The 25432-nt window shown below is 65.9% G+C and carries 20 protein-coding genes and 1 pseudogene; 12 read left to right on the plus strand and 9 right to left on the minus strand.

Features of this window, described 5'->3' with window-relative positions:
- Window positions 1-33: 33 nt before the first annotated feature.
- The 8 genes from OLW90_RS02390 to OLW90_RS02425 all read left to right on the plus strand — a co-directional run bounded on the left by OLW90_RS02390 (window position 34) and on the right by OLW90_RS02425 (window position 11323).
- Window positions 34-1218, plus strand: a complete 1185-nt coding sequence (locus OLW90_RS02390) for an amidohydrolase (protein ID WP_319651082.1) — start codon at window positions 34-36, stop codon at window positions 1216-1218.
- A 111-nt stretch (window positions 1219-1329) separates the two neighbouring features.
- Window positions 1330-2769, plus strand: coding sequence for an NAD(P)H-quinone dehydrogenase (locus OLW90_RS02395; protein ID WP_319651088.1), 1440 nt, complete (start codon window positions 1330-1332; stop codon window positions 2767-2769).
- A 122-nt stretch (window positions 2770-2891) separates the two neighbouring features.
- Window positions 2892-4406 carry a 2-methylcitrate dehydratase PrpD gene (prpD, locus tag OLW90_RS02400; protein ID WP_319651092.1) on the plus strand — a complete coding sequence of 505 codons (1515 nt, stop codon included), beginning with the start codon at window positions 2892-2894 and terminating at the stop codon, window positions 4404-4406.
- Complete coding sequence (gene prpB, locus OLW90_RS02405; RefSeq protein WP_319651095.1) at window positions 4407-5333, plus strand: methylisocitrate lyase; 927 nt, start codon at window positions 4407-4409, stop codon at window positions 5331-5333.
- Window positions 5334-5341: 8 nt separating this feature from the next.
- The gene (locus OLW90_RS02410) at window positions 5342-6484 is read left to right on the plus strand and encodes a bifunctional 2-methylcitrate synthase/citrate synthase (protein WP_319651096.1); all 1143 of its coding nucleotides are present in this window, start codon (window positions 5342-5344) and stop codon (window positions 6482-6484) included.
- Window positions 6485-6689: 205 nt separating this feature from the next.
- Entirely contained in the window at window positions 6690-10100 is a 3411-nt protein-coding gene (locus OLW90_RS02415; protein ID WP_319651098.1) for a pyruvate carboxylase, read from the plus strand.
- Window positions 10101-10175: 75 nt separating this feature from the next.
- The gene (locus OLW90_RS02420) at window positions 10176-10463 is read left to right on the plus strand and encodes a helix-turn-helix domain-containing protein (protein ID WP_055122159.1); all 288 of its coding nucleotides are present in this window, start codon (window positions 10176-10178) and stop codon (window positions 10461-10463) included.
- A 140-nt stretch (window positions 10464-10603) separates the two neighbouring features.
- Entirely contained in the window at window positions 10604-11323 is a 720-nt protein-coding gene (locus OLW90_RS02425) for an NYN domain-containing protein (protein WP_319651100.1), read from the plus strand.
- On the opposite strand, the gene OLW90_RS02430 is transcribed toward OLW90_RS02425, so the two are convergent.
- Both OLW90_RS02430 and OLW90_RS02435 read right to left on the minus strand, forming a co-directional pair.
- Window positions 11316-13070, minus strand: coding sequence for an acetyl/propionyl/methylcrotonyl-CoA carboxylase subunit alpha (locus tag OLW90_RS02430; RefSeq protein WP_319651102.1), 1755 nt, complete (start codon window positions 13068-13070; stop codon window positions 11316-11318). The genes OLW90_RS02425 and OLW90_RS02430 overlap by 8 nt on opposite strands.
- 203 nt (window positions 13071-13273) lie before the next feature.
- Window positions 13274-14161: a sulfurtransferase gene (locus OLW90_RS02435; RefSeq protein WP_319651103.1), complete on the minus strand. Its 888-nt coding sequence runs from the start codon at window positions 14159-14161 to the stop codon at window positions 13274-13276.
- A gap of 281 nt (window positions 14162-14442) precedes the next feature.
- On the opposite strand from OLW90_RS02435, the gene OLW90_RS02440 reads away from it, so the two are divergent.
- Window positions 14443-15507 carry a Cj0069 family protein gene (locus OLW90_RS02440; RefSeq protein ID WP_319651105.1) on the plus strand — a complete coding sequence of 355 codons (1065 nt, stop codon included), beginning with the start codon at window positions 14443-14445 and terminating at the stop codon, window positions 15505-15507.
- A gap of 11 nt (window positions 15508-15518) precedes the next feature.
- Entirely contained in the window at window positions 15519-16136 is a 618-nt protein-coding gene (locus tag OLW90_RS02445; protein WP_319651107.1) for an alpha-ketoglutarate-dependent dioxygenase AlkB, read from the plus strand.
- Between the two features lie 12 nt (window positions 16137-16148).
- Here the strand turns inward: OLW90_RS02445 and OLW90_RS02450 are convergent, their stop codons facing one another.
- The 5 genes from OLW90_RS02450 to OLW90_RS02470 are packed head-to-tail and all read right to left on the minus strand — an operon-like array spanning window position 16149 to window position 20249.
- The gene (locus OLW90_RS02450; protein WP_319651109.1) at window positions 16149-16559 is read right to left on the minus strand and encodes a DUF3151 domain-containing protein; all 411 of its coding nucleotides are present in this window, start codon (window positions 16557-16559) and stop codon (window positions 16149-16151) included.
- Window positions 16560-16569: 10 nt separating this feature from the next.
- The gene (locus OLW90_RS02455) at window positions 16570-17790 is read right to left on the minus strand and encodes a DUF418 domain-containing protein (RefSeq protein ID WP_319651110.1); all 1221 of its coding nucleotides are present in this window, start codon (window positions 17788-17790) and stop codon (window positions 16570-16572) included.
- 8 nt (window positions 17791-17798) lie between these two features.
- Window positions 17799-18398, minus strand: a complete 600-nt coding sequence (locus tag OLW90_RS02460) for a nucleoside triphosphate pyrophosphatase (RefSeq protein ID WP_319651111.1) — start codon at window positions 18396-18398, stop codon at window positions 17799-17801.
- Between the two features lie 33 nt (window positions 18399-18431).
- Window positions 18432-18641 (minus strand): acyl-CoA carboxylase epsilon subunit, encoded by a 210-nt coding sequence (locus OLW90_RS02465; RefSeq protein ID WP_319651113.1) that lies wholly within the window; start codon window positions 18639-18641, stop codon window positions 18432-18434.
- Between the two features lie 9 nt (window positions 18642-18650).
- Window positions 18651-20249 carry an acyl-CoA carboxylase subunit beta gene (locus tag OLW90_RS02470; RefSeq protein ID WP_319651115.1) on the minus strand — a complete coding sequence of 533 codons (1599 nt, stop codon included), beginning with the start codon at window positions 20247-20249 and terminating at the stop codon, window positions 18651-18653.
- Window positions 20250-20364: 115 nt separating this feature from the next.
- Between OLW90_RS02470 and OLW90_RS02475 the strand changes: the two genes are divergently transcribed.
- Together OLW90_RS02475 and OLW90_RS02480 are read left to right on the plus strand one after the other, a co-directional pair.
- Window positions 20365-21120, plus strand: a complete 756-nt coding sequence (locus tag OLW90_RS02475; protein WP_319651117.1) for a biotin--[acetyl-CoA-carboxylase] ligase — start codon at window positions 20365-20367, stop codon at window positions 21118-21120.
- Between the two features lie 12 nt (window positions 21121-21132).
- Window positions 21133-21591, plus strand: coding sequence for a hypothetical protein (locus OLW90_RS02480; protein WP_319651120.1), 459 nt, complete (start codon window positions 21133-21135; stop codon window positions 21589-21591).
- Between the two features lie 31 nt (window positions 21592-21622).
- Here OLW90_RS02480 and OLW90_RS02485 read toward each other — a convergent pair whose 3' ends face one another.
- Window positions 21623-23593 (minus strand): ABC transporter ATP-binding protein, encoded by a 1971-nt coding sequence (locus OLW90_RS02485; protein ID WP_319651125.1) that lies wholly within the window; start codon window positions 23591-23593, stop codon window positions 21623-21625.
- Window positions 23594-23595: 2 nt separating this feature from the next.
- Window positions 23596-25377 (minus strand): annotated as a pseudogene (locus tag OLW90_RS02490) (ABC transporter ATP-binding protein).
- Window positions 25378-25432: the final 55 nt, after the last annotated feature.

Here is a 25432-nt window from a genome sequence, read left to right on the forward strand (position 1 = left end):
CGCGTACCTCATGTAAGGAGGCTCGGGATACCCGTGCGCATTGTGGATCACGTGAACACATGGCTGGCCGCTCACCGCAGCGAGGTCGTGGGGTGGCGGCGTCACCTGCACTCCCACCCCGAGGTGGCCCACAGTGAACACGCCACCACGTCCTTCCTGGCAGAGGTGCTGCGCAAATACGGCCTGAGTCCCCGGCTGTTGCCCGGGACGGGCTTGACCGTGGACATCGGCGCGGACGATCCGCTGCGCCCGCGCCTGGCGTTCCGCGCCGATATTGATGCCCTCCACGTCGCGGAGGCCACCAACCTGCCCTTTTCCTCCACCGTGCCGGGAATCTCGCACGCCTGCGGGCACGACGTTCACACCACCATCGCGGTGGCTCTGGCCTGCGCCCTGGCCGATCTCCTCGCGGAACAGGGGGAGAAACTGCCGCCGGTGCGCGTGATCTTCCAGCCCGCCGAGGAAGTGCTCTCCGGCGGGGCCTCCGAGGTGATTGAGGCCGGTGCCCTGGAGGGGGTGGGCTCTATTTACGCCCTGCACGTGGAACCGAAGTTGCCGGTGGGCAAGGTGGGGCTGCGTAACGGGGCGATCACCTCGGCCACGGACCTTTTGACTATCGACGTCTCCGGGCCCGGCGGGCACAGTTCCCGCCCGCACCTTTCCGCCGACGTGGTGTACGCCCTGGGCAAACTGGCTACCGATCTTCCCGGGCTGCTCTCGCGCCGGGTGGACCCGCGCACGGGGACGGTGCTGGTTTTTGGTTCCATCGAGGCCGGCGATGCCGCCAACGCCATTCCGCAGTCCGGCCGGATTCGTGGAACGTTGCGCACCGCGGACATGGGGGTATGGCACGGGGCCGAGGTGCTCATCAAGGAACTGGTGAGCCAGGTGCTGGCCCCCACGGGGTGCGCGCACCACCTGGACTATCTGCGCGGCGTACCGCCGGTGTTCAACGACACCGCCGCCACGGCCATTCTGGCGGAGGGGGCCAAGGTGCTGGGCAAGGAACCCGTGGTGGAGGCCCCGCAGTCCTCGGGCGGCGAGGACTTCTCCTGGTACTTGCAGGAGGTGCCGGGCTCGATGGCGCGCCTGGGCTGCTGGTCAGGGCAGGGCGATCCACAGGATCTGCACCAGGGCGATCTGCGGGTGGACGAGCGCGCGCTGGACATGGGGGTACGGCTTTTCGCCTCGGTGGTGGAGCAACACGCGCGCGGGTAGGCGTGGTGGGGGACGGGGGCGTCGATAAGCAGCGGAGCCGGTTACCGGGAGGGATAGCGCCCCGGTGGGTTAGACTTGCAGGCGCACTGTGACTCTGTGAAATACCCGAGAATGACAACAAATAACTGTGGAGGTTTCCCCTTGTCCAAGCGTATCGTCATCATCGGCGGCGGCCCGGCGGGCTACGAGGCAGCCCTGGCGGGAGCGAAGTACGGCGCGGAGATCACGCTGGTGGAAAGCGAGGGGCCCGGCGGCTCCGCGGTGATCCATGACTGCGTGCCCTCCAAGTCCTTCATCGCCGGTGCCAACATTAAGACCGATCTGCGTCGCGCGGACGCGATGGGTCTGGGCAAGGACGTCACCGAGGCCCTGCTCGACGTGGACGCGCTGAACAAGCGCGTGCGCTCCCTGGCGGGGGATCAGTCCACCGACATCCGAGCCCAACTGGAGCGCATCGGCGTGCGGGTGATTGACGGCCTGGCGCGCTTCGACGATTACAAGCCCAAGCAGACCACGCACTACATCAAGGCCACCCATGCCGCGGACGGCACCGAGGAGATCCTGGAGTGCGACCTCGTGCTGCTGGCCACCGGCGCGCACCCGCGCGTGCTGCCTGGTGCCCGCCCGGACGGCGAGCGCATCTTCACCTGGCAGCAGATCTACGATCTGGAAGCCCTGCCCGAGCACCTGATCGTGGTGGGCTCCGGCGTGACCGGCGCGGAATTCGTCTCCGCCTTTGCCGAGCTGGGCGTGCAGGTGACGATGGTGGCCTCCCGTGACCGCATTTTGCCTCACGACGACGCCGACGCCGCCGACGTGCTGGAAACGGTGTTGGCCGAGCGCGGCGTGAAACTGGTGAAGCACGCCCGCGTGGACGAGGTGGTCAATACTGGCTCCGGGGTGCTGGTGCGCACCGCCGACGGCCGCGAGATCGAGGGCTCGCACGCCCTGATGACGGTGGGCTCGGTGCCGCGCACCAAGAAGCTGGGCTTGGAGAGCGTGGGCGTGGAGGTGACCCCCTCCGGGCATATTCATGTGGATCGCGTCTCGCGCACCAACGTGGCGGGCATCTATGCCGCCGGTGACTGCACCGACCTCTTCCCCCTGGCCTCCGTGGCGGCCATGCAGGGGCGCATTGCCATGTATCACGCCCTGGGCGAGGGAGTGTCCCCGCTGCGCCTCAAGACGGTGGCCACGGCGGTGTTTACCCGACCGGAGATCGCCTCCGTGGGCGTGACGCAGCACCAGATCGAATCCGGTGAGGTACGGGCGCGCAGCATTACGCTGCCCTTGCAGACCAATCCGCGCGCCAAGATGCGCTCGCTGCGCCACGGCTTTGTCAAACTGTTCTGCCGCGAGCACTCCGGCATCATCATCGGCGGGGCCGTGGTGGCCCCCACGGCCTCGGAGCTGATCCTGCCCATTTCCGTGGCGGTGAATAACAACCTCACGGTGAACGCCTTGGCGGACTCCTTCGCGGTCTACCCCTCCCTCTCCGGTTCCATCACGGAGGCGGCGCGCCGCTTGGTTTCTCACGACGATCTCGGCTAGTCACGGCCCCGCTCCTCCCCTGAATGGGGGTGGCGGGGCCTTTGTGTGATCGTGGGCATACTTTTTCTCTTACTATGGTGCATGGCTCATAATCTTTCGCACTGTTAGGAGATGTGTCTGCGATGATCCAGCACACTGTGAGGTCCCGTCGCTCCGCCGAGGAGTTCCCCCAAACCGAGCACCTGGCCTATAAGGTCGCCGCCGTGGCCGCCGATGAGGTGGAGGTGCCGCAGGATACCGCCGAGATGATCGTGAACCGGATCATCGATAACGCCGCCGTATCCGCAGCCTCGGTGCTGCGCCGCCCGGTGAGCGTGGCTCGCGCCCAGGCGCTGGCACACCCGGTGAGCAAGGGAGGCGCCGCAGTCTTTGGCGTGCCGGGCCAGTTCTCCGCCGAGTGGGCGGCCCTGGCCAACGGCACGGCGGTGCGCGAACTCGATTTCCACGACACCTTCCTGGCCGCCGAGTACTCCCACCCCGGCGATAACATCCCGCCGATCGTGGCGGTGGCCCAGCACCGAGGCTCCACGGGTAAGGATCTGATCCGTGGCATTGCCACCGGTTACGAGATCCAGGTGAACCTCACCCGTGGCATGTGCCTGCACGAGCACAAGATCGACCACGTGGCCCACCTCGGCCCCTCGGTGGCGGCGGGCCTGGGTTCCCTCCTGCACCTGGACGTGGAGACCATTTATCAGGCGGTGGGCCAGGCCCTGCACACCACCACGGCCACCCGCCAGTCCCGCAAGGGCCTGATCTCCTCCTGGAAGGCCTTTGCCCCGGCCTTCGCCGGGAAGATGGCCATTGAGTCCGTGGATCGCGCCATGCGCGGCGAGGGCGCGCCGGCCCCGATCTGGGAGGGCGAGGACGGCGTGATCGCCTGGCTGCTCGGCGGCCCGGAGGCCAGCTACACCATTCCGCTGCCGGAACCGGGCGAGGGCAAGCGCGCGATCCTGGATACCTTCACCAAGGAGCACTCCGCCGAGTATCAGTCCCAAGCCCCCATCGACCTCGCCCGCCGCATGCGCGAGCGCGTGCTGGAGGCCACCGGCGGCGATCTGGGCAAGATCGAGTCCATCGTGCTGCACACCAGCCACCACACCCACTACGTGATCGGTACTGGCTCGCAGGACCCGCAGAAGTTTGACCCGGATTCCTCCCGTGAGACGCTGGATCACTCCATCATGTACATCTTCGCGGTGGCCCTGGAGGACGGCACCTGGCACCACGAGGATTCCTACGCCCCCGAGCGCGCCCACCGCCCGGAGACCGTGGCCCTGTGGCGCAAGGTCTCCACCACGGAGGACCCGGAGTGGACGCGCCGCTACCACTCCACCGATCCCGAGGAAAAGGCCTTTGGCGCTCGCGCGGAGATCACGCTGGCCGATGGCACCGTGATCGTCGATGAGCTGGCCGTGGCCGATGCGCACCCGCTGGGCGCGCGTCCCTTCGGGCGCGAGAACTACATCGAGAAGTTCCGCACCCTGGCCGAGGGCGTGGTTTCCGAGGCCGAGCAGGAGCGGTTCTTGCAGGCCGCGCAGTCCCTGCCGGACCTCGATGACCTGAACGAACTCAACATCGAGCTGGAGGCCGATGTGCTGGAGCGAGCCCCGAAGCTGCCGGAGGGGTTGTTCTAAATGGGTGACCTCTATTCCAGCGCGGTGACCCCCACGCAGCGTCGAGAGGCATTCCGCGAGGGCCTGAACTCCGGGACGATCCAGCGCCTGCCGGGAGCCTTCTCCCCGCTGTGCGCCAGGGCGATCCAGGAGGCGGGCTTTGAGGGCGTGTATGTCTCCGGCGCGGTGGTCGCCGCCGACCTCGCCCTGCCGGACATCGGCCTGACCACGCTGACGGAGGTGGCGGGGCGCTCGCGGCAGATCGCGCGGGTGACCGACCTGCCGGTGCTCGTGGACGCCGATACCGGCTTTGGCGAGCCGATGTCCGCCGCCCGCACCGTCTCTGAACTGGAGGACGCGGGAGTTGCTGGGTGCCATCTGGAGGATCAGATGAACCCCAAGCGCTGCGGGCACCTGGACGGCAAGGAAGTGGTGCCCACGGACGTCATGCTGCGGCGCATTAGCGCGGCGGTGGGGCAGCGGCGCGATCCCTCCTTTGTGATTTCCGCGCGCACCGACGCCGCCGGGGTCGAGGGCATGGACTCCGCGATTAACCGGGCCAAGGCCTACGCGGATGCCGGTGCGGACCTCATCTTCGTGGAGGCCCTGCACACCCCGGAGGACTTCGAGCGCTTCCGCAAGGCCGTTCCGGAGGTGCCGCTGCTGGCGAACATGACGGAGTTTGGCAAGACGGAACTTCTACCCGCCCACGTTTTACAAGACCTCGGCTATAACGCGGTGATCTACCCCGTGACCACCCTGCGCGTGGCGATGGGCCAGGTGGAATCCGCGCTCAAGGAGATCGCGGAGACCGGCACACAGACCGGCTGGGTGGATCGCATGCAGCACCGCTCCCGGCTCTATGAGTTGCTGCGCTATTCCGAATACAACTCCTTTGACCAAAAAGTATTTACCTACTCGGTGGACAACTACGATCCCCGCTCCTAGGAGGAATCATGACTGATCAAACCGTGTACAAGGGCCTTGCCGGGGTGGTGGCGGATTACACCGCCGTGTCCAAGGTGATGCCGGAGACCAACTCTTTGACCTACCGAGGCTATCCCGTCCAGGAGCTCGCCAGGTATTGCACCTTTGAGGAGGTGGCGTACCTGCTGTGGAACGAGGAACTGCCCACCCCGGACGAGTTGCGCCGCTTCTCCGTGCGGGAAAAGGCGCTGCGCCACATCGACCGTGGCCTCATCGACTTGGTGCGCTCCATGCCGCTGTCCTGTCACCCGATGGACGTGCTGCGCAGCGCCGTGAGTTATATCGGCGCCCAGGATCCCGAGTCCTACACCCGCGACTCCGATCACCTGCGCCGCAGTTCCCTGGAGCTCATGGCCAAACTGCCCACCGTGGTGGCCCTGGATATTCGCCGCCGCAAGGGGCAGGACTACATCGAGCCCTCCGTGAAGAAGGGCTTTGCGGAGAACTTCCTCTACATGGTCTTTGGCGATGGCCCGGAGTCCCCGGCTTCCAACCGCGCGGACGTGGAGGCCTTTGATACCTCGCTCATTCTCTATGCCGAGCACTCCTTCAATGCCTCCACCTTCACCGCTCGCGTGGTCACCTCCACGATGTCGGACGCCTATTCCGCCGTCACCGCCGCGATCGGCGCGCTCAAGGGCCCGCTGCACGGCGGCGCGAACGAGGCCGTAATGCACGCCATGCTGGAGATTGACGATCCCGCTCGTGCCCGCGACTGGGTGAACGAGAAGCTCGATTCCAAGCAGCTCATCATGGGCTTCGGGCACCGCGTGTACAAGAACGGCGATTCCCGCGTGCCCACGATGGAGGCGGCGTTCAAGGAACTGGCGGCGCAGCACGATGGCCAGCGCTGGGCGCAGATGTATGACGAGATGGCGGACGCCATGACCAGCCGCACGGGAATCAAGCCCAACCTGGACTTCCCGGCGGGCCCGGCTTATCACATCCTGGGCTTTGACGTGGAGTTTTTTACCCCCATCTTCGTGATGGCGCGGATCACCGGGTGGACGGCGCACATCATCGAGCAGAATGAGAATAACTCCCTCATTCGCCCGCTTTCCGCCTACAACGGCAGCGAGCAGCGCGCGGTGCCCACGCAGTCGCTGGAGTAAATCTGGGGAGTAGGTCGGGGAGGACTCGTGTCGCCCCGGGGCTTGTGACCCGGGGCGGCTTTCGACGGCTCCCGGTTACGGTTGCCCGCTTACGGGGTGTGGAGGCCTCTGGTTGAACCTTTGCGAGGGCGCGTCCCGGTGGTGAGTTACACTGCATGTGTCTCGTAATACCGCTCACATTCAACCTGTGAGGAAGGAACACACCGTGGTAGCACCAACCCTGCCCACCTTTGAGAAGATCCTCGTGGCCAACCGAGGAGAAATTGCCGTGAGGGCTTTCCGTGCCGCCTACGAGGTGGGCGCGGAAACCGTGGCGGTGTACCCCGCCGAGGATCGCAACTCTTTCCACCGCTCCTTTGCCTCCGAGGCCGTGCGCATCGGGGCCGGGGATTCCCCGGTCAAGGCGTACCTCAACATTGATGAGGTCATTCGCGCGGCGAAGCAGACGGGAGCGGATGCCATTTACCCCGGTTATGGCTTCCTTTCGGAGAACGCCACGCTGGCGCGGCGCTGCGCGGAAAATGGGCTGACCTTCATCGGCCCGCCGCCGGAGGTGCTGGACCTCACCGGCGATAAGGCCGCCGCGGTGGAGGCCGCGCGTCAGGCGGGGCTACCAATCCTGGATGATTCCGAGCCCTCCGAGGACATCAACGAACTCGTGGAGATGTCCAAGGGACGGGACTTCCCGATCTTCGTCAAAGCCGTGGCCGGCGGCGGTGGGCGCGGTATGCGCTTTGTGGGCTCCCCGGAGGAACTGCCCGCTCTGGCCGCAGAGGCCTCCCGCGAGGCGGCCGCCGCCTTTGGCGATGGTCGCGTGTACCTGGAGCGCGCCGTGGTCAATCCCCAGCACATCGAGGTGCAGATTCTGGGTGACGCCGCGGGCAACGTGATCCACCTCTACGAGCGCGATTGCTCCTTGCAGCGCCGCCACCAAAAGGTGGTGGAGATCGCCCCCGCGCAGCACCTGAGCGAGGAACTGCGCGAGCGCATCTGCGCGGACGCGGTGGCCTTTGCCGAGCACATCGGCTACCAGGGCGCGGGCACGGTGGAGTTCCTGGTGGATGATCAGGCCAACCACGTGTTCATCGAGATGAATCCCCGTATCCAGGTGGAGCACACGGTGACCGAGGAGGTCACCCAGGTGGATCTGGTGAAAACCCAGCTGCGCCTGGCGGCCGGGGCCACCCTGGCCGATCTGGGGCTGAGCCAGGAGGTCATCACCACGCACGGGGCGGCCCTGCAATGCCGCATTACCACCGAGGACCCCAATAACGGCTTCCGCCCGGATACCGGCACGATCACCGCCTACCGCAGCCCCGGCGGAGCGGGCGTGCGCCTGGACGGAGCGGCCATGCTGGGCGGCGAGATCACCCCGAACTTCGATTCCATGCTGGTGAAGATGACCTGCCGTGGTTCGGACTTTGCCACCGCCGTGGCCCGAGCGCAGCGCGCCCTGGCGGAGTTCACCGTTTCCGGCGTGGCCACCAATATCGGCTTCCTGCGCGCGCTGCTGCGCGAGGAGGACTTCCAACACAAGCGCATCGCCACCTCCTTCATCGCGGATCACCCCTGGTTGTTGCAGGCCCCGCCCGCCGACGATGAGCCCTCGCGGATTCTGGATTACCTGGCGGACGTGACCGTCAATAAGCCGCACGGCGCACGCCCCACGGACCTCAACCCGCTGGATAAGTTGCCCGAGCTATCCGATGAGCCCTTGCAGCGCGGTTCCCGCGACGAGTTGCTGCACTTAGGCCCGCAGCGCTTTGCGGAGAAGTTGCGTGCGCAGGACGCCCTGGCGGTCACGGACACCACGTTCCGCGACGCGCACCAGTCGCTGCTGGCCACCCGCGTGCGCAGTTCCGCCCTGGTTCCAGCGGCCAAGGCCGTGGCGCGGCTGACCCCGCAACTGTTCTCGGTGGAGGCCTGGGGTGGTGCCACCTATGACGTCGCCATGCGCTTCCTGCACGAGGACCCCTGGGCACGCCTGGATGCCCTGCGCGAGGCCATGCCCAATGTGAATATCCAAATGCTGCTGCGCGGGCGTAATGCGGTGGGGTACATGCCCTACCCGGATTCCGTGTGCCGTTCCTTTGTCCGCGAGGCGGCCTCCTCCGGCGTGGACATCTTCCGCATCTTCGATGCCCTCAACGACGTCAGCCAGATGCGCCCGGCTATCGACGCCGTCCTGGAAACCAACACCGCCGTGGCCGAGGTGGCGATGGCCTACTCCGGCGATCTGAGCAACCCTGCGGAGGACCTCTACACCCTGGATTACTATCTGCGCCTGGCCGAGCAGATCGTGGAGTCCGGGGCGCACATTCTGGCGATCAAGGACATGGCGGGCCTGCTGCGGCCATCGGCGGCAAAGAAACTGGTGGGGGCGCTGCGCAAGGAGTTCGACCTGCCCGTGCACGTGCATACGCACGATACCGCCGGTGGGCAGCTGGCCACCTATCTGGCGGCGGCTGAGGCCGGGGCGGACGCCGTGGACGGCGCCTCCGCGCCGATGTCCGGCACGACCTCGCAGCCCTCGCTCTCGGCCATCGTGGCCGCCTTTGCCCACACCTACCGGGACACCGGGATCTCCCTGGACTCGGTGGGGGACATGGAGCCCTACTGGGAGGCCGTGCGCTCCCTCTACGCACCGTTCGAGTCCGGTATTCCCGGCCCCACCGGGCGCGTGTACCACCACGAGATTCCCGGCGGTCAGCTTTCCAACCTGCGCACCCAGGCCACCGCGCTGGGACTGGGCGATCGTTTTGAACTCATCGAGAACACCTACGCGGATGTCAATGCCATGCTGGGGCGGCCCACCAAGGTCACCCCCTCCTCCAAGGTGGTGGGCGACCTCGCTCTTTCCTTGGTGGGCACCGGCGTGACGGCCGAGGAGTTCGCGGCCGACCCTCGCGCCTACGACATTCCCGATTCCGTGATCGCCTTCCTGCGCGGCGAACTGGGCACGCCCCCCGGTGGCTGGCCGGAGGAGCTGCGCGATAAAGCCCTGGCGGGGCGCACGACCGGCCAGGGCGACCACGCCGAGGTTCCCGCCGAGCAGCAGGAACGGCTGGAATCCAAGGACCGAGCGGATCGCCGCTTGGCCCTGGATTCGCTGATGTTCCCCAAGCCCGCCGCCGAGTTCGAGGAGCACCGCCGCCGCTTCGGCGACGTCTCCGAGCTGGGCGACCGCGAATTCTTCTACGGCCTCGTGGAGGGCGAGGAGGTCTCCATCTCCCTGCCGGGTTCCGCGCGGAACATGCTGGTGCGTCTCGACGCCGTGGGCGAGCCCGACGATAAGGGCCTGCGTTCCGTGGTGGCCACGGTCAATGGTCAGGTGCGCCCCATGCGCGTGCGCGATCGCTCCGTGGAATCCGTGACGGCCTCCGCGGAAAAGGCCGATCCCTCGGTGGCGGGGCAGGTGGCCGCGCCGTTCTCCGGGGTGGTGACGGTGAACGTGGCCGAGGGAGACGAGGTCAGCGCCGGGGACCCGGTGGCGGTGATTGAAGCGATGAAGATGGAGGCCACCATCTCCGCCACGATCGACGGAGTGATCTCCCGCGTGGTGCTCACCCAGCCCACCAAGGTGGAGGGTGGCGATCTCATCGTCGAGGTGAGCTAGTTTTACTGTGACGAGCGGGTTCGTCACATTGTGGTGATGTGACGAACCCGCTCGTCATAGGTATTGTGGGGGATCATGGTGGGATACCGGATTAATCGCCAACTCACGGAACTGGGGGAGCACGTGCGGGGATGGCGCATGGTGCTGGGGCTGACCGCACAGCAGGTATCCGAGCGGGCCGGGATTACCCGGGATACCCTCCGCAAGATCGAGACGGGCAACCCGAACGTGCATTTCACCAGCGTGGCCCAGGTGCTGCGGGCGCTGGGGCTGCTTGACCGGGTGGTGGACACCGTGGACCCGCTCAACAGCGATATTGGGCGGTTACGGGCCGGGCGGCTGGAGAAGAAGCGGGCGAGGTGAGGCTGCCGCATTAGGCCTTGACGATTGTTTGGTCTGAGGTGTAATATACTTTCAATAAGTCTTTGCCGTTGACCCTCCGGGATAGGGAGAGTGCCGATGACAAGGACTTATATCATTAGTGTTTACGGGGTGGGGAAATTATGCGGTCTGTGGTGACGGCAATTCTTATCGATGGTGGCTTCTATCGTAAACGGGCGCGGGTTCTATTTGGTGAGAAATCTCCAGAGAGGCGCGCCGATGAACTTATACAGTACAGTCGCAGGCATATCGAGCGGGCAGGCTCAAGCCTCTATCGTATTTTTTATTATGACTGCGCGCCCTCGGAGCGGGTGGTGTATCACCCGCTGACCCAGCGGCACATTGACCTGGGAAAGAGCGATCAGTATGAGTGGATGAAGCGCTTTTTAAAGGAATTGATTAGTAAACGGAAAGTGGCTCTCCGCAGGGGAGAGGAACTGGCTACCCAGGGTGGTTATGTATTGCAGGGGAGGGGGTTGAAACGATTGTGCCGTGGGGAGATAGGCGTGGCGGAGTTATCGGAGGGAGATTTTCGCCTGGACATCGTGCAGAAGGGGGTGGACATGAAAATTGGTCTGGATATTGCGGCGTTATCGGAGAGCAGGGTGGTCAATCAGATCATCATGATCTCCGGGGACAGTGATTTTGTTCCAGCGGCCAAGCATGCGCGCCGTTGCGGCATTGATTTTATTCTTGATCCAATGTGGTCGCCTATTGCGGAGAGTCTCAAAGAGCATGTTGATGGTTGTTGGGAATGCGTGGCGCAGCCGCCGGGGAATGAGGAGGATCCCCTTTATGCTCCTCAAACCCTGATCAGCGGTGAAAAGGCAACCGCTACTTAATCTCCAGCATCTGCTCACCCTTGGTCACGCCCGCCCCGGCGGACACGGAAAGGCCCGTGACCACGCCGGATTTGTGCGCTTTCACCGGGTTCTCCATCTTCATGGCCTCCAGGATCACCACGATCTCTCCCTCGGAGACTTCCTGGCCGTCCTCGACCTCGACCTTGATGACGGTTCCCTGCATGGGGGCGGTCACGGCGTCGCCAGATACCGCCGCCGCGGCGCCCCTGCTACGGCGACGCTTCGTGCGCTTCTTAGCGCCGCCCAAGCTAAAATTTGCGGGAAGCGCGACCTCCACGCGGCGGCCGTCGATCTCTACGGTCATGCGGTTGCGGGGGGTGGGCTCGGCGGGGTCGGCGGCCTCGGAGTCGTCGAAGGGTTCCACGGGGTTATCCCAGGCCTCCTCGATCCATTTGGTGTACACCTCAAAGCCGGTTCCGGTGCCGATGAATGCCGGGTCCTCCACGATGGCGCGGTGGAAGGGGAGCACGGTGGGCATTCCCTCCACGGCGAACTCCGCCAGGGCGCGTCGGGAGCGGGCCAGGGCCTGCTCGCGGTCCTGGCCGTGGACGATGAGCTTGGCGAGCATGGAATCAAATTGCCCGCCGATCACGCTGCCCTCGCGGATACCGGAGTCCACGCGCACGCCGGGGCCACCGGCCTCGCGGTATCGGGTGATGGTGCCGGGGGCGGGCATGAAGTTGGCCCCGGCGTCCTCGCCGTTGATGCGGAACTCAAAGGCGTGGCCCTGGGGGGCGGGGTCCTCGGTGAGGCTCAGGGGCTCGCCCGCGGCGATGCGGAACTGTTCCTGCACGAGGTCGATTCCGGTGGTGACCTCCGTGACGGGGTGCTCCACCTGGAGCCGGGTATTGACCTCGAGGAAGGAGATCAGGCCATCCGCGCCCACCAGGTATTCCACGGTACCCGCGCCGTAGTACCCGGCCTCCTTGCAGATGGCCTTGGCGGAGGAGTGAATGGCGTAGCGCTGCTCATCGCTGAGGTAGGGGGCCGGGGCCTCCTCCACGAGCTTTTGGAAGCGGCGTTGCAGGGTGCAGTCGCGGGTGCCCACCACCACCACGTTGCCGTGCTTATCCGCGAGCACCTGGGCCTCCACGTGGCGGGCCTTATCCAGGTAGCGCTCCACGAAGCATTCGCCCCGGCCGAAGGCGGAAACGGCCTCGCGGGTGGCGGACTCATAAAGATCCGCCACCTCCTCCTTGGTGTAGGCCACCTTCATGCCGCGCCCGCCGCCGCCAAAGGCCGCCTTGATAGCGATGGGCAGGCCATGCTCCTCGGCAAAGGCCAGCACCTCCTCGGGGCTGGATACCGGATCCTTGGTGCCGGGGGCCATCGGGGCGCCGGCGCGCACGGCGATGTGGCGGGCGGTGACCTTATCGCCCAGCGCCGCGATGGCCTCGGGGGATGGGCCCACCCAGGTCAGCCCGGCGTCGATGACGGCCTGGGCGAAGTCCGCGTTTTCGGAGAGGAAGCCGTAACCGGGGTGTACGGTATCGGCCCCGGCCTTGTGGGCGGCGTCGATAAGCTTGGGGATATTGAGGTAGCTCTCCGCGGAGGTTTGCCCGCCCAGGGCGAAGGCCTCATCGGCTAGTTCCACGAAGGGGGCATCCGCGTCCGGTTCGGCGTAGACCGCCACGGTGGAGTAGCCGGCTTCGCGGGCCCCGCGGATGATGCGCACCGCGATCTCGCCGCGGTTGGCCACGAGCACCTTGGATATTTCTCCTGCCACTTGGGTCTAAGCCTCCTGATTAGCGGGTTCTGCGTATTGTCGGATACATCGGCGCCACGCCGCGCAATGTTTCAGCACCTGTTTTAGGCAGGCGAAATGATGTGCGGCGTGAGCGCGCACAGGGGAACATGCTACACACCCGGCGGGGCGAAATGGGAAGTAAAAGAAAAATAAGGTACGAAAGACCCCGTTGTCCCAAGGGGCTAGGATTCGCCGCCGATGGTGATGGGCATGCGGATCATGTTGCCCCACTCGGCCCAGGAGCCGTCATAGTTGCGCACGTTCTGGAAGCCCAGCAGGTACTTGAGCACGAACCAGGTGTGCGCGGAGCGGTCGCCCAGGTGGCTGTAAATGATCGTGGGCTGGGCCGGATCGAGGGAATGGTACTGGCGCTCCAGCTCCGCGCGACCCCGGAAGTTGTTATTGGGGTAGATGGCGTTTTCCCAGGCGATGTTGATGGCCGTGGGAATGTGGCCTGCGCGCAGCGCGGATTTCTCCGCAGGGTTGTGGGTGGGGAGCTGGCGGATCTCGCCGGTGTAGTGATCGATGCCACGGACGTCGATGAGCGTGGTCTTGGTGCTGCATGCGGACCCCAGCACTTCCTCGACGAAGGCGCGCCCGGAGGCGTCGTTACGCTCCACCACGGGGTAGTCCGAGGGCGGGTAGGAAGGCACGGTGAAAGAGGTATCGCGCTCCTCGGCCATCCAAGCGTCGCGCCCGCCGTCGAGGAGGCGGACGTCCTTATGGCCAAAGAGCTGGAATACCCACAGCGTATAGGCGGCCCAGCCGTTGGACTTATCGCCGTAGATCACCACGGTATCGTCGCGGGAGATGCCCTTGCTGCGCATGAGGGCGGCAAAGCCCGCGCCGTCGATGAAGTCTCGGGTGATGGGATCGTTGAGATCGCGCTGCCAGTCGATGCGCACGGCGGTGGGGATATGGCCGATGTCGTAGAGGAGGGAGTCCTCGTCCGACTCCACGATCCGCAGTCCGGGAACGCCGATGCGGGCGGAGAGCCAGGAGGCGGATACCACGCGCTCGGGGTGGGCATAATCCTGGAACGCTGGGTGGGGATCTGCGGGGACGGGCATGGTGATTCCTCTGCTTTCTGGTGCCATGTGGGCAATAGATTTGTGGGGGTACTAGCGGAATACACAATCATAGTGTCTGTGCCGAATCATCACCACCGGGGGGAGATTGTGGCATTGGATACATTGGCCTCGCTGTGGGTGAGGCGATCACGCCACGGGCCTAGACTGGCTGGTGGGGCTGGAACAATACAGTCCCGCGTCACCTGCGGTTGGCCGGGTATCTGATCGGCTGGTGCTGCCGGTGATGGTTCCCCGTAGCGGCTCAGAAAGGGTTTTCCTCCGTGCATAAGGCAATTGTGGTTTTTGAGGTCGAAGGCGGCTCCGACAAATACTTCGATGGACACCGCAAGGACACCATGCCCATCGTCAAGGCAATCCAGAACGCTGGGTGGCGCTCCGAGGTGGTGTACTTCCGCCCGGAGTGGGCGGAGGATCTGTTTGAGTATGTGTCCCAGAACTTTGATGCCTATATCTCCCGCGTGAACCCCGGCAATATCCCCGGCGGGGAAAAGGGATACTTTGACCTCCTGACCAAGCTCTCCGGTGCAGGCCTGGTGGGCATGTCCACCCCGGAGGAGATGATGGCCTACGGCGCCAAGGACGCCCTGGTCAAGCTCAACGATACGGACCTGGTGCCCTCCGATACCGCCGCCTACTACGACGTGGAATCCTTCCACCAGACCTTCCCCACCTCCCTTTCCTACGGCGAGCGCGTGCTCAAGCAAAACCGTGGCTCCACCGGTTCCGGCATCTGGCGCGTGCGCATCGCGGACGACGCCGTGGCCAACTCCGTCACCCCCGGCACCGCCCTGCCGCTGGACACCAAGCTCAAGTGCACCGAGGCCGTGGATAACCACACCGAGGAGCGCGAACTGGGCGAGTTCATGGACTTCTGCGACCAGTACATCGTGGGCGATAACGGCATGTTGGTGGACATGCGCTTTATGCCGCGCATCGTGGAGGGGGAGATCCGTATTCTGCTGGTGGGCCCGGACCCCGTGTTCGTGGTGCACAAGAAGCCCGCCGAGGGCGGCGAGAACTTCTCCGCCACGCTCTTCTCCGGCGCCAAGTACACCTACGATTCCCCGGAGGCGTGGCAGGAACTGGTGGACCTCTTTGCCGAGGTGCGCCCCGTGATCGCGGAAAAGCTCGGCGGCGATAATATCCCGCTGATCTGGACGGCGGACTTCATGCTCGATACCGCCGAGGACGGCAGCGACACCTACGTGCTGGGCGAGATCAACTGCTCCTGCGTGGGCTTTACCTCGGAGCTGGACATGGGTATCCAGGAGAAGGTGGCCCGCGAGGCTATCTCCCGGGTAGAGGCTGTAGAGTCTAAGGCCTAAAATCCACCGCGATGATTGACATACCCATTGGGGATTGCTCGGTGATCCTCGGCGGAGCCATCTGGGCCACCGACGCCCAGATGGGTGCCCTCATCGCGGGGGTGGTGCGGCAGGTACCCTTCCGACACCAGATCACCCTGGGCGGAAAGAAAATGTCCGTGGCCATGACCAGCTGCGGGGATTATGGCTGGTGCACCGGGCCGCAGGGGTACCACTACGCCTCGCGTGATCCCCACACGGGCAGGCCCTGGCCGCCCATACCGGATCTGTGGAAAGAGATGGCGGATCACTTCTCCCGCCGCGCCGGACTTGGCCCCTTTATCCCGGACTCCTGCCTCATCAATAGGTATTCCAGGCAGGCCTCCATGTCCCTGCACCAGGACCGCGATGAGGCCACCTTTGACTGGCCCATTGTTTCCCTCTCCCTGGGGCTGAGCGCGCGCTTTGCCTTTGGGGGATTCGACCGTGCGGATAAACCACAGCGCCATGACCTACACAGCGGGGACGTGGTGGTGTGGGGTGGGTCGGATCGGCTCCGCTACCACGGAATCGAGAGCATCAAGGGCCCGGCGGATCCCACGTTCCGAGCGTTTCGCTATAACCTGACGTTCCGCCGCGCCGGGGACTAGTCAAGCAAGGGACTAGCCGAGCAGGGCGGCGACGGAGGCCGGGTCGGCGTCGGAAAGCATCTGACGGCAGCGGTCGTACTCGTTATCCTCCCCGATGGCCCGGGCCGCCAGGGCCAGCGCGGCGATGGCGCGCAGCACCCCCTGGTTGGGCTCGTGGGAAAAGGGCACCGGGCCCCAACCCTTCCAACCGTGGGCGCGCAGGCGGTCGAGGCTGCGGTGATACCCGGTGCGGGCAAAGGCGTAGGCCACCAGGCGGTCGGGATCGCTCGCGGCCTGGGCAAGGGCCTCCTCCGCGCGCACGGCCCACACCAGGGGACTATCCGGGTGGTGGAGGGCGGTGGCGGTGGCGTGGGGATCGGCCCCCTGGGCGGGGTCCTCCGGGAGCTTCACCGGCGGGGGAGCGAGCATGTCATTCATGTTCATGCGTACCACTCTAACGTCGGTGCCGAGTCCGGGGCGCGGGAAGCGAGGATACGCGAGAGAGGGGCTTCAACGCCCAGTACATGAGTTGCTCGATGGGGCCACGGCGGAAGAGCCGGAACCAGATCATGGCAAAGACGATGGGGCCGAGCAGGTTGGCCAGGGCGTATTGGGGTTCCGCCATGTTGTGACCGTTGGCGTTGAGGTACCCGATGGCGAGGATGTGGCCCACGTAGGCCGTCAGCGGCATCTTGCCCAGATCGCGCAGCGGATAGACCAGATCGTTAAAGAGCACGTTGCGGCAGGCGATCAGGCACAGGCCGATGATAAAGAGCGCCAGGCCGGTGGAGGAGAGGATCTCCGCGATGGAACCGGAATGCGGCACGTACAGGAATAGCCAGGTGTACCAGTCCGTGGGCGTGACGCCGGGGGCGTTATTGAGCAGATAATCCGTGGCCTCCGCACCATCGGGATGGAAGGCGCTGTAGCGCTCGTGGAAATCGCTGAGGTGGAGGTAGAGCCAGGAACCGCCGTAGCCGAGGAGGAACAGCGGGGCACCGATGACCACCAGCCACCGGGCAGCCTGATCCGTGGCAAAGAGGAACTTGCCCGCCGCCACCCCGGCAAGGAACACGGGAATCCAGGACATCAGCGGGAAAAGCCCGGTGATAAAGAGATACTGCCAGAACTCCGACCACTGCCCGTTCTCAATGTGACCGAGCGTGGGAATAGCACCAAAGCCTGGGGGATCGGGCAGCATCCGGCGTATCTCGAAGGAGAACAGCGGCAAGAACAGCGCCGAGGCCGCCGCCGCGATGGTGATGCTGAAGAGATTCAGCCGGAACACCAGGGGGGCGACGAGAATATAGAGGAAGCCGTACGTCACCAAAATGACGATGGGCCCCACCGAATCCAGGGAAATGGCCAGGCCGATCAGCACCAGAATGATGCCGCGTCCCACCAATTGCAGCACCGAGGTGAGCGTATCGCGGGACTTGGTGAGCAGTACCACCGAGACGCCCGCGAGCACGGCGAAAAGAATGGAGGAGCGGCCGTCAAAGGCGTTGCGCAGGAGATTATCACCCCACAGGTGCCCCCAGGTGTGCATATAGAACATGCCGATGATGGCCAGCGCGCGGGCGAGGTCAATACCGTCGAGGCGGTGTGACTTGGGGCGGCTGAGCCGGGTGCGATACGTAAAACGGGGGCGGGTAAGCGCGTGTGTGGGGGACATAGGTGGTTTTAAGATTCCCAGAAGTTGGAGACGGTCAAGCCGAAAGAATAAAGGGCGCGGCGCACGAATGGAAGCGAGAGCCCGATGACGGAGGAAGGATCGCCCTCGATGCGGTCAATAAACCACCCGCCCAGGGCCTCCAGGGTGAAGGCCCCGGCGCATTCCCAGGGCTCCCCGGTGGCGGCGTAGGCGGCGATGTCCGCCTCCGAGGCCCGGGCGAAAGAGATGGTGGTGCGGGTGGCCTCCACCACGGATTTCCCCTGCGGGCCGATCACGCAGTGGCCGGTGAGCAGTTCCGCCGTGCGGCCCGCCTGGGCGCGCCAGCGGCGTATCGTTTCCGCCTCCGTGTGGGGCTTTCCTTGTAGCTGCCCATCGAGCAGCAGCATGGAATCGCAGCCCACCACTACCTCGCCGGGATAGTGCTCGGCCACGGCCTGGGCCTTGGCCTTAGCCAGCGCGCAGACCACCTCCGCCGGGGTGGAATCCTCGGGGAGGGAGGCGCGCACGGCCTCCTCGTCCACGTGCGCGGGGTGCAGCACGGGTTCCACGCCCGCCGAGCGCAAGATGGCGCGGCGGGAGGGGGATTGCGAGGCCAAGATCAGGCGCATGGGCGGGGCTCCTAGCGGGGCAAGCGGCATGGATTAGTGGTAAGGCACCGCGCTAAAGGCGCGGGGATTGAAGGGGCGCGGGGAGAAGTAATCGTCCGGGCGGCCCCAACGGTCGGCGTCGATAGTGCTCTTGAGGTGTTCCTTGCGGGCGAGTTCGCCCAGCGCCTGGCGCAGGGCCTCAATTTCTACCTCGTCCGGTGCCCCGGAGAGAACCCGCAGGCGGGGGGTGAAAGCGTCAGCCATGAATCCTCCTTAGAGCGCGATATTGCCGTGCTTCTTGGCGGGCGGGTAGGTGACCTTGCGATCCAGCAAGCGCAGGCCCTCCACCAACTGACCACGGGTGTGCTCCGGGGGAATCACCGCGTCCACCATGCCGCGCTCGGCGGCCTGATAGGGGGAAAGATGGCGCTCGTTGTACTCGGCGGCGAACTTCTCCCGCAGGGCCTCCACGTCCTTCCCCTTGCGCTGGGCCTTGGCCAGTTCCGCGGCGTGAATCTCCGGCACGGCCGTCTCGGCGTGCATGGCGGCGATTTGCGCGGTGGGCCAGGCGAACACCAGGTCCGCGCCGAGATCCTTGGCGCCCATGACCACGCTGGCCGCGCCGATGGCGTGGCGAGTGATCACGGTGAGGGTGCCCACGGAGGCCTCCGCGTAGGCATAGGCGAGCTTGGACACGCTGCGCACCGCGCCGCCGAGTTCCTCGGACGTGCCGGGAACAAAGCCCGGCACGTCCACGAAGGAGATCACGGGGATATTAAAGGCATCGCAGGTGCGGATGAAGCGCGCGGCCTTGGTGGCGGCGCGGGAATCCACCCGCCCGGAATCCTGGGTAGGCTGATTGGCCACGATTCCCACCGCGCGGCCCTCGATGCGGGCAAAGCCGGTGAGGATATTGGTGGCGTACCGGGATTGGGTTTCCAGGAACTGCTGGCCGTCCACCACGCGGGTGATGACCTCGCGCATGTCGTAGGGGGCCTGGGGATCGTCCGGTATCAGGGCGTTGAGCTGGGTATCCGTGGCGGAGATATTCTCCGCGATGGAGCCGGTGATTCGGGCCTCCACCGGGCGGGGAGCCTCGGCGCGGTTATTGGAGGGCAGGTAACCCAGCAATTCGCGCAGAGCCTCGATGGCCTGGGCATCGGACTCGGCCACCAGGTGTGCGGTGCAGGAGTGCTCGGCGTGGGCCTCCGCACCCAGGGGCTCCTCCCCGGAATCTGCGGAGGCTGCGTCGGCGGAGGCAGTATTGGCGGTAGCGGTGAGCCGCAGGTGGGCCTGGCCCGCCACCATGAGGGTGAGGTCGGCTGCACCCGCGAGCAGGGCGTGCGGGCCGGTGACCTCCCCGGTGAGCACCGCGAGGTGCGGGATCACGCCGGAGGCCTGCGTGGCCTCCGCGAGAATGCGGGCGTAAAAGGACAGCGCGGCGGTGCCCTCGGCGGCGCGCGCCCCGGCGCCTTCGATGAAGGCGATCACCGGCACGCCGGTCTTGATGGCCAGGCGGTAGATTTTGAGGATCTTTTCGCCGTAGACCTCGCCCAGGCGGCCGTCGAAAATGCTGGCGTCCTGCGCGTACACGCAGACCTTGCGCCCGGCCACGGTGCCGTAGCCCGCCACCACGCCGTCGGTGGTGGGGCGGGTGGAATCCAGCCCGTACTCGGAGACGCGGTGGCGGGCCAGGGCATCGACCTCGACGAAGGAAGAGGCGTCGAGAAGCGCGCCGATGCGCTCGCGGGCGGTGAGCCGCCCGGCCTCGTGGGCCTCCGCAATGGCGCGATCGCCCACCGGGGCCTGCGCCTCGGTGAGGCGGGCGGTGAGGTCTGCCAACTTTCCGGCAGTGGTGGAAAGATCAGTCATGGTTGTTCATTCTAGGGGGTGCCCGTGGCGGACAGTCGCGCGCGGCTCCGCTGCCGCGCAGCGAGGGGCCGAAAGTGGGGTGGGCGGCGCACCCCCGGTGGGTATGGTGGTGGGCATGGATGAAACAGTGCTCCGGGAACGCCTGGGCGAGCGGGCAGGAATCTACCCCCAGATACGGGTGGTGGCGCAGACGGGTTCCACCAACGCGGACCTCCTCGCGCAGGGCGATACCCCCGATCGCGCCGTGCTCATCGCGCGTCATCAGACCGCCGGGCGGGGTCGCCTGCACCGGCACTGGGAGGGCGCACCGGACAAGCAACTGGCCCTATCTGTGCTGTATAGGCCGGGGAAAAGGCTCGTGGAGCGGCTGGGGCTGCTGCCCCTGGCCGTGGGGCTGGCGGTGGTGGATACCGTGCCCCGGGCGGAGTTGAAGTGGCCCAATGACGTCCTCATCGGGGGGCATAAGGTCTGCGGAATCCTCGTGGAGGCGGCCGACCTCGACGCCGATCCGCGCGTGGTGGTGGGCTGCGGGGTGAACCTCAGCCTGGAACGCGAGGAACTTCCCGTGGCACACGCCACTTCCCTGGCGTTGGAGGGAATTGCCCACGATCCGGCGGATATTGCGGCCGGGCTTCTCGACGCCCTGGAGCGCCGCGTGCAGCAATGGGCCTGCGCCGACCCCGCGCTGCTGGGCGACTACCGCGCCAAATGCACCACCCTGGGGGCCGAGGTGCGGGTGGAGCGCTGGGAGGAAATTATCGAGGGCACGGCGGTGGACGTGACCCCCACGGGCTCTCTGATCGTGGACACCGAGCGCGGGCGTCAGGAGTTTTCCGCCGGAGACGTCACCCACCTGCGGCGCGCCGCCTAAGCCCCCGCGATCATGGGAACCTTTCGCCCCGGCTCCAGGGAACGAGTGGTGGTGGACGTCTCCGCACCGCTGAGCACACTGATCTTCCCCGCGCTGGAAGCGATCCTGCTCACCGGCGTGGCCTGGATCGTCATCGGCTACGTGGATCGCCCCGAGGTATCCGTGAGCATGAACCTCCGCAATGCCCTGGTGGGAGTGTGGGCGCTGGGCGTGGTGTGGCGGCTGCTGCTGCCGATCCTGCGGGCGCGCCGCCAGCGCTTCATGGTGACCACCCAGCGTATCGTGGTGCGCGGGCCGGGCCTGGGGGCGCGCACCGATGAGATCTCGCTGCGGCAGGTGCGCGGTGCCCGGAAGTATGGCCGTGGGCGGGTGGCCCTGGGGCTGATCGGCTATGACCGTCCCGTGGTATTTGCTCGGCTGCCCCGGCCCAAAAAGGTGGCCCAGGCGATCACCGGGCTAGTGCGGTGGTAAGCGCCTGGGCCACCTGGGTGGGAACGATCCCTTAGGATTCCTCGCCAAACTGCGCCGCGTTGAGCCGCGCGTAGGCCCCGCCCCGGGCCACGAGTTCCTCGTGGGAACCCTGCTCCACGATGTCCCCGTCCTCCATCACCAGGATCACGTCCGCGTCCCGGATCGTGGAGAGGCGGTGCGCGATCACAAAGGAAGTGCGCTCCGCGCGCAGGGCGTTCATGGCCTCCTGCACCAGCACCTCGGTGCGGGTGTCCACGGAGGAGGTGGCCTCATCGAGGATGAGCAGCGCGGGCTGGGAGAGGAAGGCCCGCGCGATGGTGATGAGCTGGCGCTCTCCGGCAGAAAGCGCCCCGCCCTCGCCGTCGATGCGGGTGCGGTAGCCCTCGGGGAGGGTACGCACAAAGCGATCCACGTAGGTGGCCTTAGCGGCGGCGATGACCTCCTCGTCCGTGGCGTCCAGGCGGCCGTAGCGGATATTGTCCGCGATGGTGCCCTCAAAGAGCACTGCGTCCTGCAACACCATGCCCACCTGGGAGCGGAGATCCTGGCGGGAGAGTTCCCGAATATCCGTGCCGTCCAGGGTGATCCGCCCGGAATCAATCTCATAAAAGCGCATGATGAGGTTCACCAGGGTGGTCTTGCCCGCCCCGGTGGGCCCCACGATGGCGGCGGTCTGCCCCGGGGTCACGCGCAGGTTCAACCCCGTGATCAGCGGCTTTTCCGGGGTATAGCCAAAGGCTACGTCCTCAAACTCCACCAGTCCGCGCGCCCGGCCCGCCACCTGGGCGGTGGGGCGATCGGGGTCCTGTTCGGGGGCGTCGAGAAGCTCAAACACGCGCTCCGCGGAGGCCACGCCGGACTGCAACATCTGCATCATGCTGCCGAGTTCCCCGAGCGGCTGGTTGAACTGGCGCGAGTACTGGATAAAGGCGGTGGCATCGCCCAGCGTCATGGAGCCGGAGGCCACCCGCAACCCGCCGAGCACGGCGATTCCCACGTAGGAGAGGTAGGAGATGAACTGCATGATCGGCATCATCATGCCGGAGAGGAACTGCGCGGTGGAACTGGAACGGAAGAGCTCCTCATTGCGCTCCTCGAACTCCGCCACGGCGGCGTCCGTGCGGCCGAAGATCCGCAGCACCTCGTGCCCGGAGAAGGTCTCCTCCACGTGCCCGTTGAGCAGGCCCGTGGAGCGCCACTGGGTGGTGAACTGCTTTTGGGAGCGGGAGCCGATCACCGCGAGTACGATGCCCGTCAGCGGCAGGGAGAGCAGGGCCACCAGGGCGAGTTGCCAGGACACCCAGAACATCATCGCGGTAATGCCGATGACGGTGAGCAGGGCGTTGAGCGCCTGTGCCAGGGCCTGTTGCAGGGCCTGCTGGATATTATCGACGTCGTTGGTGGTGCGCGAGAGCACGTCGCCGCGCTTGCTGGTGTCGAAGTAGGACAGCGGCAGACGATTGATCTTGGCCTCCACGTCCCGGCGCAGGCCATAGACCGCGCGCATGACCAGGCGGTTGAGGATGAACCCCTCCAACCACATGAACACCGAGGCAGCCAAGTACAGGCCCAAGATCGCGGCGATCAGCCAGCCCAGGCGGGAGAAGTCGATGCCCGCGCCGGGGGTGACGTCCATGCGGGTCAGCATGTCCGCAAAGGTGTCATTCCCCTCCGCGCGCAGCCCGGTGATGATCTGATCCTTGGGCACCCCGCCTGGCAACTGGGAGCCGATGGCCCCGGAGAAGATCACGTCCATGGCGTAGCCGGTGACGCGCGGGGCGTACACGTTGAGTGCCACGGAGAGGGCCACCAGGCCAAAGACCAGGGCGAGTTGAGCCTTGTAGGGGGAGAGCAGGCCGAGTAGGCGCGCGGCCCCGGCTCGGAAATTCTTGGCCTGGCGCGGTGCGGAGCCGGACCAGTCATCCACGCCCACCTTTTCCTGGAGATCGAGGAGTTCCTGCTCGGAAAGGTCGGCGGTAGGGGTGGTATCTTTCTGGGCCATGATTAGCGCACCTCCTCGGTGTTGCTCGGGGTGGATGGGGCAGGGGTTTCTTCGGCCGTGGCCTGGGAACGGACGATCTCGCGGTACGTCTCGGAGGAATCCAGCAATTCCTCATGGGTGCCACGGGCCACGATCTCCCCGGCCTCCATCACCAGAATCTGATCGGCCTCCCGGATGGAACTCACCCGCTGGGCCACCACGATCATCGTGGACTGCGCCACCTCCGGGGCCAGGGCTGCGCGCAGGCGTGCGTCCGTGGTCATATCCAGGGCGGAGAAGGAATCATCAAACAGATACACCGCGGGCTTGGCCACGAGCATGCGGGCGATGGAGAGGCGCTGGCGCTGCCCGCCAGAGACGTTGGTGCCGCCCTGGGCGATGGGCATGTCCAGGTCCTGCACAAAGTCCGCCTGGGCGGTGCGCAGCGCCGCCCACATCTCCTCCTCGTTGGCCCGGGGATTACCCATCGCCAGATTGGAGCACACGGTGCCGGAAAAGAGGTAGGGCTTCTGCGGCACCATGCTCACCCGCTCCACTATGTCCTCCTAGGCCATCGCGGTGATGTCGGTGGCGTCGATAAGCACCCTGCCCTCGGTGGCCGTGTACAGGCGGGGGATCAGGCCCAGCAGCGTGGTCTTGCCGGAGCCGGTGGCACCGATGATGGCGGTGACTTGGCCGGGGCGGGCGGTGAAGGAAATATCGCGCAGCACGGGGGCCTCCGCGCCGGGGTAGGAGAAGCTCACCCGATCAAACTCCACGGTGCCGGGGTTGCCGGGGCCGTCGAGAGCCTCAAATGAAGCGGGGCGCTGCGGCTGGGCGGGCTCGCTAATGGAGGGGGTGTGTTCTAGGACCTCGGTGATGCGGCCCGCGCAGACCAGGGCGCGCGGCAGCATCATGGCCATGAACGCGCCCATCATCACGGCGGTGAGGATCTGCATGAGGTATTGCAGGAAGGCGGTGAGCGCGCCCACCTCCACGGCCCCGGCATCCACGCGCTGCCCGCCGAACCACATCACCGCGCCGGTGGCCAGGTTCAGGATCAGCATGATGACGGGGAAGAGCAGCACAAAGAGGTTACCGATCTTCACCGAGAGGGCGGCGAGTTCCGTGTTGGCACGGTCGAAGCGCTCGGCCTCGTGCTCCTCGCGGGTAAAGGCGCGCACCACCCGGATGCCGGTGATCTGCTCGCGCAGCACGCCATTGATGGCGTCGATCTTGTGCTGCTGGCCGGTAAACAGCGGCATGAGGCGGGCGATGAGGAAGGCCACGGCGGCAAAGAGCACCAGCACGCTGACCACCACCAGCCAGGACATGCCGGGGTCCTCGCGCACGGCCATGATGATTCCGCCCACCATCATGATGGGGGCGGGGGCCATGAAGTTCAGCATCATCATGTACGTCATCTGCACCTGCTGGACGTCGTTTGTCCCACGGGTAATCAGAGTGGCCGAGCCAAAGCGGCTGACGTCCTCCGCGGAGAAGCGCGCCACGCGGCGGAACACGTCCCCGCGAATGTCGCGCCCCGTGCCCATCGAGGTGCGCGCGCCGAACCACACGGCGATGCACGCCGAGATCACCTGCACGAACGCCACACCCAGCATGATCGCGCCGAGCCGCCAGATAAGGTCCACGTCCCCGCGCGAGACGCCCTCATCAATGATGCGGGCATTGAGCGAGGGGAGGTACAGGGTGGCCAGGGTCGAGATGGTTTGCAGGATAAGAATGGCAATGAGGGCACCGGAGTAGGGGCGCGCCCGCGATCCGATGAGGCGTAAAAAGTTCACTCGGCAAGGCTAGCAGCGTTTTATCGTGGTTTCCTTGGGAAATGGTCTTGGGAAA

The organism is Corynebacterium sp. 21KM1197, assembly GCF_033783015.1.
GTDB lineage: Bacteria > Actinomycetota > Actinomycetes > Mycobacteriales > Mycobacteriaceae > Corynebacterium.

Bases quoted from the DNA above. Each gene is read 5' to 3' on its own strand.
- prpD (WP_319651092.1), top strand. From the start codon at position 2,892: ATGATCCAGCACACTGTGAGGTCCCGTCGCTCCGCCGAGGAGTTCCCC.
- OLW90_RS02465 (WP_319651113.1), bottom strand. From the start codon at position 18,641: ATGGCTGACGCTTTCACCCCCCGCCTGCGGGTTCTCTCCGGGGCACCG.
- OLW90_RS02470 (WP_319651115.1), bottom strand. From the start codon at position 20,249: ATGACTGATCTTTCCACCACTGCCGGAAAGTTGGCAGACCTCACCGCC.
- prpB (WP_319651095.1), top strand. From the start codon at position 4,407: ATGGGTGACCTCTATTCCAGCGCGGTGACCCCCACGCAGCGTCGAGAG.
- OLW90_RS02435 (WP_319651103.1), bottom strand. From the start codon at position 14,161: ATGCCCGTCCCCGCAGATCCCCACCCAGCGTTCCAGGATTATGCCCAC.
- OLW90_RS02450 (WP_319651109.1), bottom strand. From the start codon at position 16,559: ATGAACATGAATGACATGCTCGCTCCCCCGCCGGTGAAGCTCCCGGAG.
- OLW90_RS02445 (WP_319651107.1), top strand. From the start codon at position 15,519: ATGATTGACATACCCATTGGGGATTGCTCGGTGATCCTCGGCGGAGCC.
- OLW90_RS02420 (WP_055122159.1), top strand. From the start codon at position 10,176: ATGGTGGGATACCGGATTAATCGCCAACTCACGGAACTGGGGGAGCAC.
- OLW90_RS02455 (WP_319651110.1), bottom strand. From the start codon at position 17,790: ATGTCCCCCACACACGCGCTTACCCGCCCCCGTTTTACGTATCGCACC.
- OLW90_RS02410 (WP_319651096.1), top strand. From the start codon at position 5,342: ATGACTGATCAAACCGTGTACAAGGGCCTTGCCGGGGTGGTGGCGGAT.
- OLW90_RS02395 (WP_319651088.1), top strand. From the start codon at position 1,330: ATGACAACAAATAACTGTGGAGGTTTCCCCTTGTCCAAGCGTATCGTC.
- OLW90_RS02460 (WP_319651111.1), bottom strand. From the start codon at position 18,398: ATGCGCCTGATCTTGGCCTCGCAATCCCCCTCCCGCCGCGCCATCTTG.
- OLW90_RS02480 (WP_319651120.1), top strand. From the start codon at position 21,133: ATGGGAACCTTTCGCCCCGGCTCCAGGGAACGAGTGGTGGTGGACGTC.
- OLW90_RS02475 (WP_319651117.1), top strand. From the start codon at position 20,365: ATGGATGAAACAGTGCTCCGGGAACGCCTGGGCGAGCGGGCAGGAATC.
- OLW90_RS02425 (WP_319651100.1), top strand. From the start codon at position 10,604: ATGCGGTCTGTGGTGACGGCAATTCTTATCGATGGTGGCTTCTATCGT.
- OLW90_RS02485 (WP_319651125.1), bottom strand. From the start codon at position 23,593: ATGGCCCAGAAAGATACCACCCCTACCGCCGACCTTTCCGAGCAGGAA.